This window comes from Nonomuraea sp. B12E4, assembly GCF_039871825.1.
Classification (GTDB): Bacteria; Actinomycetota; Actinomycetes; order Streptosporangiales; family Streptosporangiaceae; genus Nonomuraea.
Genome location: NZ_JBDPME010000001.1, coordinates 33,948 through 50,744, shown reverse-complemented (window position 1 = coordinate 50,744; position 16,797 = coordinate 33,948). Strand labels below are relative to the sequence as shown.

Genomic DNA, 16,797 nt, shown 5'->3' with positions numbered 1-16,797 from the left:
GCTCATGGCCCCACTCCGCGAGGCGGCTCGGTCCCCCGAATGCCGCCGCCTTCCCCCGCTCTGGTCGCTCCGCTCCCGCCGCTCCTCCAGGCAGCGGCGGTCCCTCACCGTGCCAATGGCCTCACTCCGTGAGGCAGCTCGGTCCCCCGAATGCCGCCGCCTTCCCCCGCTCTGGTCGCTCCGCTCCCGCCGCTCCTCCAGGCAGCGGCGGTCCCTCGCGGGCTCCAAAAGTCCGGCCTGGCGCGGGATACTGGGCAGATGGCGCGTGACGGCAGGGCGACCCAGATCTTCGTCAGCTATTCCCCGGCCGACACGGCGTGGGCGACCTGGATCGCCTGGGAGCTTGAGGCGGCGGGCTACCGGACCATGATCCAGGCGTGGGATTTCGTGCCGGGCACCAATTTCATCGACTTCATGGACCGCGGGGTCAGCGAGGCCCAGATCGTCGTGGCGGTGCTCTCGCGCAACTACCTGACCTCGCGTTACGGGCGGATGGAGTGGCAGGCGGCGCTGCGGGCCGACCCCGGCAACCCCTCCAACAAGCTCGTCACGATCCGGCTGGAGGACGTCCAGGTCGAGGGTCTGCTGTCCATGATCACCTGGGTCGACCTGCTCGGCGTCACCGACCCGGGCCAGGCCAGGGCGCTGCTGCTGGGGCGGGTCCGGGAGGCGATGGCGGGCCGGGCCAAGCCGGAGGCGGCGCCCGCCTTCCCCGACGGGTCCCGCGAGCCGGTGGCCCCGCCGACGCTGCCGGCGCCGGCCGAGCGGACCGGCGCCCGCCGCGCGCCGGTCGCGGCGCCGAACTTCCCGCCCGCGCAGAGCCCCGACGAGGGCCGCGAGTCGATCAGCGTGCTGCACATCGGCGGCCCCCGGTTCGGCAGGGCGCTGCCCGATCCCGGCGAGCCGTTCACGCCCGAGGACATGCAGGCACGGATCTGGGCGGATCTGACCGCCATGTACGACCGCGGCATGCCCCGCCCCGACCTCATGGTCGTGACCGGTGACCTGACGGAGTCCGGCAGCCTGGGACAGTTCGGGCAGGCGACGCGGTTCCTGACCGACCTGCGGCTGCTGCTCGGGCTGGAGCCGCACCGGCTGGTGCTGCTGCCGGGGCCGCGCGACGTCACCAAGGCGGCCGCGAGCGCCTACTTCATGACCTGCGAGGCCGACGACGTGAGCCCGCAGCCCCCCTACTGGCCCAAGTGGCGGCATTTCGCCGGGCTGTTCGGGGAGTTGTTCCAGGGGCTGGACGACCGGGTGTTCGACGGCGGGCAGCCGTGGACGCTGTTCGAGGTGCCCGATCTGAAGGTGGTCGTGGCGGGGCTCAACTCGACGATGGCGATGAGCCATCTGGAGCGGGACGCGTACGCGCTACTCGGCGAGGCGCAGGCGGCCTGGTTCGCCGAGCGGCTGCGGCCCTACGAGGAGAGCGCGTGGCTGCGGCTGGGCGCGATCGGGCATCCGCCGGCCGAGCTGGGCGACGCGCCGACGTTCGAGCGCCTCCTCGGCCACCGGCTGGACCTGCTCTTCCACGGCGGGCCGGGCGCGGCGGCCGACGGGCGGATCCCCGCGCCGCGGTCCGGGCGGCATCACGTGGTCGAGATCACACCCGACTGGCTGCGCACCTGGGTGCCGGACGCCGGCGAGCCGGAGCGGGTCCCGCACCCGTGGCGGGGGCGGGCCACATTCACCGGTGAGGTCCAGAGTGCCCCGGTGACCGGCCCCAAACCGGACGAGCGCGCGCCGACCCCGGTCGAGCTGCTGCTCGACCGGATCACCGAGGTCTGCGAGGCCAGGCACGAGCGGGCCAAGATCCGCAGGTTCCCCACCCATCTCGTGGTCACCCACCCCGAGGACGGGTTCGTACGCCAGCTCATGATCGGCGCGCACGTGGGCGACGTGACCGGCGAGGCCGCCGACGCCTTCCTGCGCCAGGCGCACGCCGCCGGCCTCACCGCCGAGCTGGTCTACCAGGGGCCCTCCGCGCCCCGGGCGATCCGCGACGAGCTGATGCGCAAGGGCCTGCGGCTGCGCAGCTTCACCGAGTTCCAGGGGCTGCTCGACCTGACCGGCTACGTCACCGAGCAGACCGCCAGGCTGACCACCGACCGGCGCTACCCGCCCGGCCTGTACGTGCCACAGCGCTACCGCGAGCTCGACCGCCCCGGCAGCCAGGTCAGGCAGGGGCTGACCGACGAGCTGATGCGGCTGCTGGCCACCGACCACGGCCGGTTCCTGCTGCTGCTCGGCGACTTCGGCCACGGCAAGACGTTCGCGCTGCGCGAGCTGGCCCGGCGGGTCCCGGCCGAGCTGCCGCACCTGACGCCGATCCTGATCGAGCTGCGCGCCCTGGACAAGGCGCACTCGGTGGACGCCCTGGTCGCGGCCCACCTGGCCGGCCACGGCGAGGAGTTCATCGATCTCAAGGCGTTCCGCTACCTGCTCAGGCAGGGGCGGATCGTGCTGCTGTTCGACGGGTTCGACGAGCTGGTGACCCGGCTGACCTACGACCGGGCCGCCGACCATCTGGCCACGCTGCTGGCCGCGGCCGAGGACAAGGCCAAGATCGTGGTGGCCAGCCGCACCCAGCACTTCAAGTCGCACAGCCAGGTGCTGACCTCGCTCGGCGAGATGGTCGGGGTGCTGCCGCAGCGGCGGGTGCTCAGCGTCGAGGACTTCACGCACGACCAGATCCGCTCCTACCTGGCCAACCGGTTCGACGACGGCGACGAGGCCAGCGCGCGCATGTCGCTGCTCGGCGAGATCAAGGACCTGCTGGCGCTGGCCCAGAACCCGCGCATGCTGAGCTTCATCGCCGATCTCGACTCCGACCGCCTGCGCACGGTCGCCTCGGCCCGTCACACCATCAGCCCCGCGCTGCTCTACCAGGAGATCCTCGGCGCTTGGCTGGCCTTCGAGGAGCGGCGTGCCAGGATGCCCGGCTCGCCCGCCGCGCTGAGCACCGACGAGCTGTGGCAGGCGGTGACCGCCCTCGCGCTGCGGTTGTGGGACACCGGGGAGTCGCTGCTGGGTGTGGACGAGCTGACCGAGATCGGCGAGACCCTGACCGACCTGGCCAGCGGGCAGCTCTCGGCCGCGCACACCGCGCACGCGATGGGCTCGGGCAGCCTGCTGGTGCGCACCGAGGAGGGCATGTTCGGGTTCATCCACGCCTCGGTGATGGAGTGGCTGATCGCCCGGCACATCGCCGCGGGCAACCCCGGCTGGCTGTCCCGCCGGCCGCTGTCGGCGCTGACCGTGGAGTTCCTGTGCGACCTGGCCGACATCCGGGTGCTGCGGGCGTGGGCGGCCGATCCGCCGGCCGACGACGTGTCCAGGGCCAACGCGGTCAAGATCGCCGCCCGGCTGCGCACCCCGGCGCGGGCCGACCTGTGCGGCGCCAACCTCAAGGGCGAGGACCTGTCGGCCAGGGACCTGCGGGAGGTCGATCTGACCGACGCCGACCTGTCCGAGGCCACGCTGGCGGGCACCAACCTGTCCAGGGCGATCCTGCGCCGGGCCAAGCTCGCCGGGGCCCGGCTGGACCGGGCCGACCTGAGCGGGGCCGACCTGAGCGGCGCCGACCTGTCGGGAGCGCGGCTGGCCGAGGTGAACCTGAGTGACGTGGCCGCCGAAGGCGCCCGCTGGCACCGGGCCTCGCTGATCAACGTGACCGGCACGCTGCCGCACCCCCAGGGGGCGGCGGTGGTGCCGGGGCAGCCGGTCGAGGTCGAGTTCGCGCCGGCCGGCATCGGGGTCCCGTACGGCTACCACTTCCAGACCAGCCGCCTGCCCGAGCCGATCGCCTACAGCCCCGACGGCGCCACGATCGCCATCGGCAACGAGGACGGCGGCGTGCTGCTGTGCGTCGGCGGCGCGCCCGTGCGCACCCTCCAGGGGCACCGGGGCCGCGTCTACGCCGTCACGTTCGCGGGCGACCTGCTGGCCACGGGCGCGAGCGACGGCACCGTGCTGCTGTGGGACTCCCTCACCGGCGAGCTGCTGCGCACGCTCAAGGGCCACGCCGACGGCGTCTGGCCGGTACGCCTGAACGCCGCGGGCGACCTGATTGCGGCGGGCGGCGGCGACGGCGTCGTCCGCGTGTGGGAGACGGCCACCGGCGATCCGCTCCACGAGCTGAGCGGGCACCAGGCGCCGATCTACACGGCGTCGTTCGGCTCCGGGGTGCTGGTGACGGGCGACGCGGCGGGCGTCGTACGCGTCTGGGACCTGCGCACCGGCCAGGTGCGGGCGATCCTCGACGGCCACCGCGGCAGCGTCTACCGGGCGCTGCACAGCCCCGGCGGCCGGCTGCTGGCCACGGGCGACGAGGCGGGCACCGTCCGGTTGTGGGACACCGGCACCTGGACCCTGCTGCACACGCTCGCCGGGCACACCGGCAGCGTCTACTGCCTGACGTTCTCGCCCGACGGCTCGGTACTGGCCAGCGGCGACACGGCCGGCACCGTACGCCTGTGGGACCCCTCGGGCTCGGCCCGGGGCGTGCACACCACGCACGCGGCGGCGGTCTACCAGGTGACCTTCAGCCCCGATGGTCACCTGCTGGCCAGCGGCGACTCGGGCGGCGTGGTCAGGATCCAGCCGGCCGAGGGCGGCCCACGGGTCGAGCTGGCCGGCCACCGCAGCTCGGTGTGGCCGTTCGCGTTCCGCCCCGACGGGCAGCAGCTCGCCACCAGCAGCAACGACGGCACCGTACGGCTGTGGGACCCCGGCTCGGGGCATTGCCAGCGGGTGCTGCGCGGCCACGGGCGGCGGATCTCCTCGGTCAGGTTCAGCGCCGACGGGACGATGCTGGCCACCAGCGGCAACGACGGCGTCGTCCGCGTCTGGGAGCCCCGCACCGGGCGGCGGCTGCGCGAGTTCACCGGCACGGCCGACCGGCTGATCTCCGCCGTGTTCTCACCCACCGGTCCCGTGCTGGCCACCTCCAGCAACGACGGCGGCGTGCACTTCTGGAACGCCACCACCGGCGACTACGAGCGCGAGCTCAACGCCGAGACCGACCATGTCTGGGCCGAGGCGTTCAGCCCCGACGGCGACATGCTGGCCACGGCCAACGACGACGACAGCGTCCGGATCTGGTATCGCCCGACCGGACGGCTGGCGGGCAACCTGACCGACCACCGGGGGCGGGTGCGCTCGATCGCCTTCAGCCCCGACGGCACCTACGTGGCCACGGGCTGCGACGACCGGCTCGTACGCCTGTGGCACGTCGACTCGGGCGGCCGGGTCGCCACCCTCGAAGGGCACACCGACCGGGTCTACTCGGTGGCCTTCTCCCCCAACGGCCGATACCTGGCCAGCGCCGGAAGCGACGGCAAGGCCCTGGTGTGGGAGCTGCGCCCGGGACAACCCTGGCAGCCGCGCCTGGTGCACACGCTCGACCCGCGCGGCGGGCGGCTGTGGAGCGTGGCGTTCGACGCCTCCGGCGCCGGCCTGGCCACCGGCGGCGACGACCTGCTGGTGCGCGTGTGGGACACCATGACCGGACGGCTGCGGCACACGCTGGCCGGGCACGCCCGCCGGGTGTGGTCGGTCGCCTTCAGCCCCGCCTCCGACCTGCTGGCCAGCGCGGGCGACGACGGCGTGGTGATCCTCTGGGAGGGCGGCGAGCGGCGGGCCACACTGCTCGGGCTGGCCGAGGGCTGGGCGGCGCTGTCGCCTGACGGCCGCTACAAGGTGCAGGGGGAGGCCGGCGGCCAGTTCTGGCACGTGATCGGGATGTCGCGGTTCGAGCTGGGCGAGCTCGACCCGTACCTGCCCGGGGTGCGGCAGGTGCCGCTCGACTCGCCCTTCTGAGCCAGGCCCGTTTTCCGGGAGATTCAACAGTACGACCCTCGAAGCGCCTCTATCCCATGACAGCACCATGGAAAGGCAGAGCTTCGTTGGATGAGCGCTTCGAGGACTTCGTGGCGGAACGGGCGGACGCCCTGCTGCGCTACGGCTACCTCCTCAGCGGCAACCCGCATGACGCGGCCGACCTCACGCAGGAGGCGCTGGTCCGGCTGCACCGCGCCTGGCCACGGGTCCGCCGGAAACAGGCGCCGGAGGCGTACACCCCCCGTGTGCCCGCAGGGGCGCGCGTGACGGGTCACCCGCGGGACCGCGCGTGATGACGGCATCCGAACGGGACCCCTCCCGCCCGCCCCGGCGAGCTCCCCGATGGCCGCGGGCGGCGGGCCCGTCAGATGCGGGCCGCCCGCCGCTCCAGCTCCTCCCACACCTCGGCCACCCGGTCGTCCAGCTCCGCCAGCGAGCCCTCGTTCGGGATCACGATGTCGGCCACGGCCAGCCGGTCCTCCCGGCCGGCCTGGGCGGCGATGCGGGCCTTGGCGTCGGCCTCCGGCATCCCCCGGTGCTCGGCCAGCCTGCGGATGCGCACCTCGTCGGGCGCGTCCACGACGATGACCACGTCGTACATCGGGGCCAGCTTGTTCTCCGCCAGCAGGGGCACGTCGTAGACCACGATGGCGTCGGCGGCGGCCCGCCCCTGCAGCTCGGCCACCCGCTCCCCCACCAGCGGATGCACGATCGCGTTGAGCGCCGCGAGCCGGTCGGGGTCGGCGAACACGATGGAGCCGAGCTTCTCCCGGTTGAGGGAGCCGTCCGGGTGGAGCACCTCCTCCCCGAACACGGCCACCACCCGGGCCAGACCGGGCGTACCGGGCTCGACCACCTCACGCGCGATCTTGTCGGCGTCGATCACCACGGCGCCCCGGGCGGCCAGCCGCCTGGACGCCTCGCTCTTGCCTGATCCGATCCCGCCGGTGAGCCCAATCTTCAACACGGCAGAAGCCTACGGGGTCATCATCAATTCATGACGACCAGGATCGTACGGGCCGCGCACGAACAGGCCGCGGCGGCCGGGGACGACTGGGTGGGGCCGGCGCACATCGTGCTCGCCCTGCTCGACGGTGACTCGCTCGCCGCCCGGGTGCTGTCCGAGGCGGGGCTCGACCACGCGCACGCGCTCAAATGCCTGCCGCACCACACCAAACCAGGTCACGGGGCCGGTGGGTTCGCCACCCCGGCCTTCTACAAGCTGTACGGGATGGCCACCGCCCTGGCGCTCGCCGGCGGCCACCAGGACGCGGCACCGGAGCACTGGCTCCTCGCCCTGGCCTTCCACACCGACCTGGACCGGGGGCCGACGCCGCTGCACGCCTTCGGCCTGGACCCGGCCGAGACGGTGGCGGCGCTGCGGGCGCGGGGCGTGCCGGTGCCGCCGGTCGCTCCTCCCGAGCACGTGCCGTGGCGGGGCAACCACCAGATCGTCGTACGCGCGGCCGCCCTGCAGGCGATGCTCGACCGGCTGAACGCCGACCATCTGACGGGCTCGGAGTGGCGCTGGGGCTGGAACTGGGTCGACGACGACATGGCCCGCGCCGTGATCATCGCGGAGGAGGGGATCGATCTGGCTGCCTACGCAGGTAGATCAGCGTCAGGTGGTCGTCCATCCGCTCGCGGTGCGTCTCCCGGTAGCCCAGGCGACGATAGAGCCGCAGATTCCCCTCCGACAGGTGCCCCGTGAACAGGTCGAACGCCTCCGCCTCCGGCACCGCCTCGTGCAGGGCCCGCAGCAGGGCCGTGCCGACGCCCTGCCCCTGACGGTCGGGCGCCACGACGAGCCGGCCGACCAGGCACGTCGTGCCGGACAGCCGCCCGCGCACCGACCCGACGATCCGGCCGCCGTCGAGCGCCTTGAGCACGACGGCGGTCTCGACGGTCTTGCGGAGCTGCTCCAGTGACTCGACGAGCGGCGGGATGTAGGGGTCGCCGTAGAGTTGCGCCTCTGCCACGTAGGCCGCCCGTTGCAGGGTGAGGATCTCCCCCGCGTCCTGCGCCACCGCCCGCTCGATCGCCACGGGCAGCACCCTACATCCGCGGGTCCAGGGCCGCCGTCAGCACCCCGGGGCAGGCGGTGCCGCGCTCGGGCAGCGCGCCGTTGACGAGATAGCGGTGCACGTGGGCGCGCAGGCAGGTCGCGCGCAGCCTGCCGACGCCCTGCTGCAGGTAGGCGCCGTGCCCGTCGCCGTGCCACAGCACCGCCGCCCCCGGGATCCCCCGGGCCACGTGAGCCGCGCCGGCGGGCGGGGTCACGGTGTCCAGCCGCCCGATCCCGATCAGCACCGAACGGCGCTGCCCGGCGGCCGGGGGATGCGGACGCCAGCTCGGTGCCGGGGCCGGCAGCCCCAGGCAGCGGGCGATCTCGGCCCGGCCGCTCAGCCACCCCACCCGCGGGGCCACGGACCGCAGCCGCGACTCCAGGACCAGGAAACGCCGGTAATCGGGCACGACGGGCATGAAGTCGTGACACCCCAGGACCCGCGTCACCGTGCCTGGTGGCGCGGATGCCGCGCCTGGCAGCGCGGGCGATATGCCTGGCAGCGCGGGCGATGTGGCTGGTGAGGCGGATGCCCTGCCCGGTGGCGCAGGTGCCATGGCCGGCGGCGTGGGTGCCGTGGCCGCGGCCAGCGTGGCCAGTCCGCTCGCGTCGCCCACCCTGGCCGCCGACAGGGCCCGTGCCAGCTCCGGCCAGCGCTGTGGCACCAGCCCGGCCGTCACGGCGGCCACGAGCTGCCGGTCGTCCACCGTACGCGCCGGTCCGGCCGACAGCGGCGCGCGCTTGAGCAGGCCGTCGAGCGCCGTCACGGCGTCGTCGTCGTGGAGCGGGCACCCCATCCGGTTCCGGCACCAGTCGCGGAATCGGTGGAGCTGCCGCTCCGCCGCCCGCGCGTGGGTGATCAGCCGCCGTCCCAGGCCGGGCTCGGCGTGGTCGGGCACCCCTTCCAGGTACGTCCGCCCGGCCCGGCGGGGGAACAGCTCCAGGTACGCCTGCCCGTACACGGCTCCGTAGGAGTTGCCGAAGTAGCGCAGCCGGGGTTCGCCCAGCGCGGCGCGGAGGGCATCGAGGTCGTGTGCCACCTGCCAGGACGTGAGCCCCTCGTAGACGGGCCCGGCGGCGGTCCGGCAACTCCGGGCATAAGCCGCGTTGTCGCGGGCGTATGCGTGCCACACAGCCGGTCCCGCGGCGAACAGCCGCCGCGGGTCGGGGGCCGCCACCGCGCACCGCACCGTGACCGCGCTCCCCCGGTCGCCGATCCCGCGCGCCTCGACGAGCACCACGTCGAACCACCGCGTCAGCTCGCTCACGGTGCCGGGCCGGGCCCGCACGTCCTGCACGGTCGACTCGCCCCCGGTGTTCACCACCAGGGCTCCGAGGCTGTGCCGGGGGTCCCGGGCGGGCATCCGGGCGACATCGATCTCGGTACGCGGCCCACCCGGCCTGGCCCAGTCGACCGGCACGGACAGCCTGCCGCACTGGAGCCCGTCGCCGCAGTCCCACCAGCCGATCCCCTGCCGCTCCGGAGCCGCCGCGACCACATAGTCCCGACCCACGGAGGCAGCGCTGCCCGTAACCACCGAGGCGGCCCTGTCCGTAACCACGGAGGCGGCGTGGTCCGTTACCACGGAGGCGGCGTGGTCCGTTACCACGGAGGCGGCGTCAGGCATGCCGGCGGAGACGGTCGCCGCCGTGGCGGCCAGTGTCCAGAGCACCCGCCGAACCACGCTCATGCATCGCCCCCCGCCACTCACGCGCCAACAGCGCAGGTCAGTCTGTCAGCGACGGGTCCGGCGGGCGGTGGGATCGTAGCGGTCCCGGGTAAAATCTGCCGCCCGCTCAGCGAACAAGCTGGAAAAATGCGCGTATACCCGCCACCAGAGAGTCCGGCGCCGCCATGGCCACCATGTGGCTCGGGCTGTGCGCCTCTCCCCAGTACACGATGTCGTTGTTCCGCTCGGCGATGCGCCGCATGACGGCCGGCCCGCCGTGCGTCACCCCGGTCGGCACCACGCGCTGGTCGGCGGGCAGCCCGGCCGCCCCCTCGTAGTACGGCCACGACGACGACCCGCCGGTGCCGGTGAGCCAGTAGAGGCCGGCGTTGGCCAGCACCAGGTCCCGATCGATCGGCTCGGCCCCCGATCCCCAGCCGTCGAACTCCTTGAACCGCTCCACCAGGTAGGCGAGCTGCGCCACGGGCGAGTCCGCGAACCCGTACGCGAGCGTCTGCGGCCGGCCGGCCAGGTAGGGCCCGTAGCCACTGCCGCCCGTCATCCGGCCCGACATGTCCGCCAGCAGGGCCAGGTCCTCCTCGCTCGCCCCGTCGAGTTCGCCCGGCTTCCCGGTGGGGATGCCGAGCCCGGCCGTGATGGCCGAGCCGATCACGTGCTCGCTGTCCAGCACCGCCAGCCGCGGGGTGACCAGCGCCCCGGCGTCGTTGCCCTGGGCGCCGTACCGCTCGTAGCCGAGCCGGCGCATCAGCTCGGCCCACGTGCGTGCCACCCGTTCGATGCTCCAGGGCCGCTCGTCCGGAGGTTCGGGGAACGGCGAGAACCCGAAGCCGGGCAGGGAGGGGGCCACGACGTGGAAGGCCACGGAGGGGTCGAGCCCGTGCCCGCGCGGGTCGGCGAGCGGCCCGATGACGTGGCGGAACTCGGCGAAGGAGTTCGGCCAGCTGTGTGTCATGATCAGCGGCAGCGCGCCCGGCTCCGGCGAGCGCACGTGCAGGAAGTGGATGCGCTGCCCGTCGATGTCGGTGGTGTACTGCTCGAAGTCGTTGAGCTCGGCCTCCTGCTTGCGCCAGTCGAACCCCTCGGCCCAGTATCCGGCCAGCTCCCGCAGGTAGGCGGCCGGCACGCCGCGGTCCCACCCGCCCGGCAACTGCCGCGCCCATCGGGTCCGCCGCAGGCGCTCGCGCAGGTCGTCCAGGTCGGCCTGGGGGATCTCGATGCGAAACGGCTTGATCTCGTTCATGCCCCGAACGTAGGGGCCAATGCGGCAAGCTCCCTTCCGCATTAGCCCGCATCGGCCAGGCGAAAGGCCCGATCAGTCTCTCGGGCATGGGAAAAGCCCTATCAACCCCCCGGGCATGCGAAAGGGTCCATCCGTCCCTCAGGCATACGGAAGGCCCCGCACCACAACGGGTGCGGGGCCTTCCGTATGCTCGGCTCTGCCCCAGGGCATCAGCCTACGGTCTCAGCTCTGACCTCCGGCGAGCTTCTCGCGCAGCGCCGCGAGGGCCTCGTCAGAGGCGAGCGCACCGCTGGCGGGAGCGGACGAGGAGCCACCGGCGGCCTGCGTCTGCGTCTCGCCGCTGTAGGACGAGGGAGCGGCCTCGCCGGCCTCCGCCTCGGCCTTGCGGGCCTCTTCGATCTGCTTCCTGTGGGCCTCGAAGCGCTGCTGGGCCTCGGCGTACTGCCGCTCCCACTCCTCGCGCTGCCGGTCGAAGCCCTCGAGCCACTCCCCGGTCTCCGGGTCGAAGCCCTCGGGGTAGATGTAGTTGCCCTGGTCGTCGTAGGTGGCCGCCATGCCGTAGAGGGTCGGGTCGAACTCCACCTCGGTCCCGACACCCTCGTTGGCCTGCTTGAGCGACAGGCTGATCCGGCGCCGGTCGAGGTCGATGTCGATGATCTTCACGAAGATCTCGTCGCCGACCTGGACGACCTGCTCCGGGATCTCCACGTGGCGCTCGGCCAGCTCGGAGATGTGGACCAGACCCTCGATGCCCTCCTCGACCCGGACGAACGCACCGAACGGCACCAGCTTGGTGACCCGGCCCGGCACGACCTGGCCGATCTGGTGGGTGCGGGCGAACTGCTGCCACGGGTCTTCCTGGGTGGCCTTGAGCGACAGGGAGACGCGCTCGCGCTCCATGTCCACGTCGAGAACCTCGACCGTGACCTCCTGGCCCACCTCGACGACCTCGGACGGGTGGTCGATGTGCTTCCAGGACAGCTCGGACACGTGCACCAGACCGTCGACGCCGCCGAGGTCCACGAACGCACCGAAGTTGACGATCGAGGACACGACGCCCTTGCGGACCTGGCCCTTCTGCAGGGTGTTGAGGAACGTCTGGCGCACCTCGGACTGCGTCTGCTCAAGCCAGGCGCGGCGCGACAGAACCACGTTGTTGCGGTTCTTGTCGAGCTCAATGATCTTCGCCTCGAGCTCGCGGCCGACGTACGGCTGCAGGTCGCGGACACGGCGCATCTCGACCAGGGACGCCGGGAGGAAGCCGCGCAGGCCGATGTCGAGGATGAGACCACCCTTGACGACCTCGATGACGGTGCCGGTGACGATGCCGTCCTCGTCCTTGATCTTCTCGATCGTGCCCCAGGCGCGCTCGTACTGAGCGCGCTTCTTGGACAGGATCAGGCGGCCCTCCTTGTCCTCCTTCTGGAGAACGAGAGCCTCGACGTGTTCCCCGACCTCCACGACGTCAGCAGGGTCGACATCGTGCTTGATCGAAAGCTCACGCGAGGGGATGACACCCTCGGTCTTGTAGCCGATATCGAGAAGGACCTCGTCTCGATCGACCTTGACGACGGTGCCCTCGACGATGTCGCCGTCGTTGAAGTATTTGATGGTCTCGTCGATCGCTGCGAGGAAGGCTTCCTCGGACCCGATGTCGTTGACCGCTACCTGCGGGGTGCTCGAGGTGGCCTCAGTGCTGGACGTCATGTGTGGAATTGCTCCGAACGCGGACAGGATGTCGATGTGGCGGATGCGCGGCAGGCCCTCGTCCGCATCAAGCCGAGGAAGTACGACATCGACGTGACCGAGCGCGAGCCCGCTCCGTCTGAGGCGCGCGCGAGCCCACAGCGCAGCGATCAGCATATGAGACCTTCGCCACGGGGTCAATCCGGGGAGGAGTCAATACGCGATGACCTGGAGCCCTCGCTTGGCGACGATATTACCCCGCAGTTTCCCCGGGATGGAGATCCGGTCCGGATCCCCGTCCGAGACATACCGCTCACCAGGGTGCTTGTGCAGCCACTCCAGCCAGTGTTGCGAGCACCACTCGCGGCACTCACCCTTCTTCCCGTTGCTCTGGATCCGCTGGATCGCGCCCCGGTCGAATTTTTTCGCGTAGGGCGAAAGGGAAGGCTCGGCCCCGGCGAGGAACACGCCCGCGAAATCATAACGGGTTCCGTCCCATGATCCGACGCGGGCGTCCTTCTTGTTCCGGGGCAGGGACCCGTACGGCAGGGCCAGGGTCCTGGAGGAGGGCACGCCGAGGTGCTTGAGCAACCGTTCGAGCCGGACGATCTGCTCGCGCACCCGCTTGCGCTTGATCGCCCGCAGATCGGGGTGGCTCCAGGTGTGGTTGGCCACCTCGTAGCCGTGATCCACCAGCCAGCGCACGGCGGTCTTCTGGGACTCCGCGTCGACCAGCCCGAACGGCTCCCTGGTGATCCAGAACGTGGCGACCGGCCGGAAGTCCGGGTGCCGGGCGGCGACCTCCTGGATGACGGCCACGGCCGTGCCGGGCACGGGGTTGCCGCTCGCGTCCAGCGCGAACTGGCTCGGATGCCCGTCGTCGAACGTCAGCACCACCGGGAACCTGCCCGCCGGCACCCGGATGTCGCCGATGGCGAACTCCCTGGCCGTGATCGGCACGTAGCCCTGATCGGCCAGCGTCTCCAGCTCCCGCCGTAACTGCGCCGGGGTCCGGTCGATGGAGGCGACCGGCTTGGCCAGGATCCGGTGGTACATCAGCACCGGCACCAGCCCCGCCTCGTTGGCGTGCACCTGCCGGGCGAACTCGGGCGTGGACACCACCCCGGGCGGCAGGCCGACCGGGGTCACGGCGGGCGGCGCGGGGGTGGTCTCCACCATTGCGATGTCCTTCGCCATGGTGTGCGGCCGGTTGCCCGCCGGCATGAAGGCCAGCCCGACCACGGCGGCCATCACCACCACGACGTTCGCGACGCCCACGATCCGTGTGAGGGACGCTGGTCTCCGCACGATGCCCCCGGCCGCTCGGCAAAAGGATGCTCAGAGGGTAATACGCGACCCACCCCCGCGACCCACCCAAATCCACCAAGCACCCCAACCAATCCCGAGACGGCCGGCCCTGGATTCACCGGACTCCCGACCGGTCGGACCGAGGCGGGCCCGGCGAGCGGGACCCCGGACAAGGCCGGGGTCAGTGGCCGGCGTCCTCCCAGGTGCGGCCGACGCCCACCGAGACCTCCAGGGGCACGCGCAGGTGGTAGGCGGCGTTCATCTGGTCGCGGACGAGCTCCTTGAGCGCCTCCAGCTCGCCCGGTGCCACCTCGAACACCAGCTCGTCGTGGACCTGCAGCAGCATCCGGGAGGCCAGCCCCGCCTCGCGGATCGCCCGGAAGACGTGGAGCATGGCGACCTTGATGATGTCGGCGGCCGAGCCCTGGATCGGGGCGTTGAGCGCCATGCGCTCGGCCATCTCGCGGCGCTGCCGGTTGTCGCTGGTGAGGTCGGGCAGGTAGCGGCGGCGCCCCATGATCGTCTCGGTGTAGCCGTCGCTGCGCGCCTGCTGCACGATGGCCTGCAGGAAGTCGCGCACGCCGCCGAACTCGGTGAAGTATTCCTCCTTCAGCGCCCGCGCCTCGGCCACCGGGATGTTGAGCTGCCCCGACAGCCCGAAGTCGGACAGGCCGTAGGCCAGCCCGTAGTTCATCGCCTTGATCCGGGCCCGCAGCTCGCCGTCGATCTGCTCGGGCGGCAGGTCGAACACCCTGGCCGCGGTGGCCTGGTGGAAGTCGTGGCCGGAGGCGAAGGCGTCGATGAGCGACTCGTCGCCGGACAGGTGGGCCATGATGCGCAGCTCGATCTGGCTGTAGTCGGCCGTCAGCAGCGTCTCGTAGCCCTCGCCGACCACGAAGCCCTGCCGGATCCGGCGGCCCTCGGCGGTGCGGATCGGGATGTTCTGCAGGTTGGGCTTCTCCGAGGAGAGCCGGCCGGTGGCGGCGATGATCTGGTTGAACGTGGTGTGGATGCGCCGGTCGTCGGCGATCTCCTTGATCAGCCCCTCCACCGTGGTGCGCAGCTTCTGCTGGTCACGGTGGCGCAGCATGATCGTCGGCAGCTCGTGCTCGGTCTGGGTGGCCAGCCAGGCGAGCTGGTCTGCGTCGGTGCTGTAGCCGGTCTTGATCTTCTTCGTCTTGGGCAGGTTGAGCCGGGTGAAGAGGATCTCCTGGAGCTGCTTGGGCGAGCCGAGGTTGAACTGCTCCCCGACCGAGCGGTGCGCCTCCTCCACGGCGTGCTTGACCCCGGCGCCGAACTCGGCCTCCAGGCCCGCGAAAAATTCGCCGTCGACGGCGATGCCCGCGCGCTCCATCTCGGCCAGCACGGCCAGCAGCGGCAGCTCCACGTCGGTCAGCAACTGGGTGCCGCCGCGCCCGGCCAGGAAGGTCTCCAGGGAGTCGGCCAGCTCGCGCACCGCGTGGGCGCGCAGCGCGAGATCCTTGGCCGGCGCGTCCTCGTCGTCGCCGAACAGCGCCGCCTGCCCGTTGGACTCCTCCTCGGCCCGCAGGTCGCGGTTGAGGTAGCGCCGGGCGAGGTCCTCCAGCGCGAAGGTGCGCTGCCCCGGCATGGCCAGGTAGGCCGCCAGCGCGGTGTCACAGCTCAGGCCGTGCAGCTCCATGCCCTGCGCCCACAGGGCCAGGATGGACCCCTTGGCGTCGTGGACGGCCTTGGGCTTGGTGTCGTCGCCCAGCCAGGCCCGCAGGGCCGCCTCGTCGCTCTCGGTGAGCTTGACGGGGTCGATGTGGGCGGCCGTGCCGTCGGGGGACGCGACGGCGATGCCCTCGATGCGCCCGGTGCCGCTGCCGTAGGAGCCCTTGAAGGCGAGCCCGGCGCGGCCCTCGGGCAGCGCGGCCAGCCAGCCGCCCACCCGGTCGGGGCCGAGGATCACGGTCTCGACCTCGAAGCCCTGCTCGGGCTCCAGCTCGCCGGTGCCGAGCACCTTGAACACGCGCTCGCGCAGCTCGCCGCGGATCTGCAGGGTGTCGAAAAGCTTGTTGATCTCCTCGCGGTCCCAGGTGCCCTGCTTGAGGTCGGCCGGCTCGACCTCGACGGGGACGTCGCGGAGCAGCTCGGTCAGCCGCCGGTTCATCAGCACCTGGGCGACGTGCTCGCGCAGCTTGTCGCCGACCTTGCCCTTGACCTCGTCGACCCGGTCGACCAGCGCGGTCAGCGAGCCGAACTCGCGCACCCACTTGGCGGCCGTCTTCTCCCCCACGCTGGGGATGCTCAGCAGGTTGTCGCTGGGGTCGCCGCGCAGGGCGGCGAAGTCCGGGTATTGCGCCGGGGTCAGGCCGTATTTCTCCTCGACCACCTCGGGGGTGAACCGGGTCATGTCGCTGATGCCGCGCCGCGTCATCAGGACCGTGACGCGCTCGTTGACGAGCTGCAGCGCGTCGCGGTCGCCGGTGACGATCAGGACGTTCATCTCCTGCTCGGCGGCCCGGGTGGCGAGCGTGGCGATGAGGTCGTCGGCCTCGAAGCCGGCCTTGGACAGGCGCGGGACACGCAAGGTGTCGAGCAGCTCGAAGATGAGCTGCATCTGACCGCGGAAGTCCTCGGGCGTCTCGCTCCTGTTGGCCTTGTAGTCGGAGTAGGCCTCATGGCGGAAGGTCGGCTCCGACCTGTCGAAGGCCACCGCCACGTGGGACGGCTGCTCGTCGCGCAGGACGTTGGTCAGCATCGAGGTGAACCCGTAGACCGCCTCGGTATGCTGACCGTCGGTGGTCATCAGGTTGGCGTCCTTGAGCGCGTAGAACGCGCGATAGGCCAGGGAATGCCCGTCAAGCAGCAGCAAGCACGGGCGGCTGGGGGTCACTTCACTCTTCGGCACACACGCAGCCTAGTCTGCGTCAACGACAGAAAACCTGAGCTCGGAAGAGTGGAGACGCCCCTTTGACAGAGACCAAACCCCCGGAAAGTCCCAT

The 16,797-nt window shown here is 71.9% G+C and carries 9 protein-coding genes and 1 pseudogene; 3 read left to right on the top strand and 7 right to left on the bottom strand.

Annotation, left to right across the window (positions count from 1 at the left end):
• Window positions 1–258: 258 nt before the first annotated feature.
• A complete protein-coding gene (locus tag ABGB18_RS00210; protein WP_347693183.1) occupies window positions 259–5,820 on the top strand; it encodes a TIR domain-containing protein in 5,562 nt (1,853 codons plus the stop codon).
• 86 nt (window positions 5,821–5,906) lie between these two features.
• Entirely contained in the window at window positions 5,907–6,134 is a 228-nt protein-coding gene (locus ABGB18_RS00205) for a sigma factor (protein ID WP_347693182.1), read from the top strand.
• Between the two features lie 71 nt (window positions 6,135–6,205).
• Here ABGB18_RS00205 and coaE read toward each other — a convergent pair whose 3' ends face one another.
• Window positions 6,206–6,808: a dephospho-CoA kinase gene (coaE, locus tag ABGB18_RS00200; RefSeq protein WP_347693181.1), complete on the bottom strand. Its 603-nt coding sequence runs from the start codon at window positions 6,806–6,808 to the stop codon at window positions 6,206–6,208.
• 30 nt (window positions 6,809–6,838) lie between these two features.
• Here coaE and ABGB18_RS00195 point away from each other — a divergent pair.
• A pseudogene (locus ABGB18_RS00195) lies at window positions 6,839–6,970 on the top strand (Clp protease N-terminal domain-containing protein); the annotation flags it as partial.
• A gap of 442 nt (window positions 6,971–7,412) precedes the next feature.
• Here ABGB18_RS00195 and ABGB18_RS00190 read toward each other — a convergent pair.
• From ABGB18_RS00190 to polA, 6 genes are all read right to left on the bottom strand, one after another.
• Window positions 7,413–7,886, bottom strand: coding sequence for a GNAT family N-acetyltransferase (locus ABGB18_RS00190; protein ID WP_347693180.1), 474 nt, complete (start codon window positions 7,884–7,886; stop codon window positions 7,413–7,415).
• 10 nt (window positions 7,887–7,896) lie between these two features.
• On the bottom strand, window positions 7,897–9,597 hold the full coding sequence (locus ABGB18_RS00185; protein ID WP_347693179.1) for an alpha/beta hydrolase: 1,701 nt from the start codon (window positions 9,595–9,597) through the stop codon (window positions 7,897–7,899).
• A 106-nt stretch (window positions 9,598–9,703) separates the two neighbouring features.
• The gene (locus ABGB18_RS00180) at window positions 9,704–10,837 is read right to left on the bottom strand and encodes an epoxide hydrolase family protein (protein ID WP_347693178.1); all 1,134 of its coding nucleotides are present in this window, start codon (window positions 10,835–10,837) and stop codon (window positions 9,704–9,706) included.
• 222 nt (window positions 10,838–11,059) lie between these two features.
• Complete coding sequence (rpsA, locus tag ABGB18_RS00175; RefSeq protein ID WP_347693177.1) at window positions 11,060–12,544, bottom strand: 30S ribosomal protein S1; 1,485 nt, start codon at window positions 12,542–12,544, stop codon at window positions 11,060–11,062.
• A gap of 192 nt (window positions 12,545–12,736) precedes the next feature.
• Window positions 12,737–13,801: a polysaccharide deacetylase family protein gene (locus tag ABGB18_RS00170; protein ID WP_347693176.1), complete on the bottom strand. Its 1,065-nt coding sequence runs from the start codon at window positions 13,799–13,801 to the stop codon at window positions 12,737–12,739.
• Between the two features lie 211 nt (window positions 13,802–14,012).
• On the bottom strand, window positions 14,013–16,703 hold the full coding sequence (gene polA, locus ABGB18_RS00165) for a DNA polymerase I (RefSeq protein ID WP_347693175.1): 2,691 nt from the start codon (window positions 16,701–16,703) through the stop codon (window positions 14,013–14,015).
• Window positions 16,704–16,797: the final 94 nt, after the last annotated feature.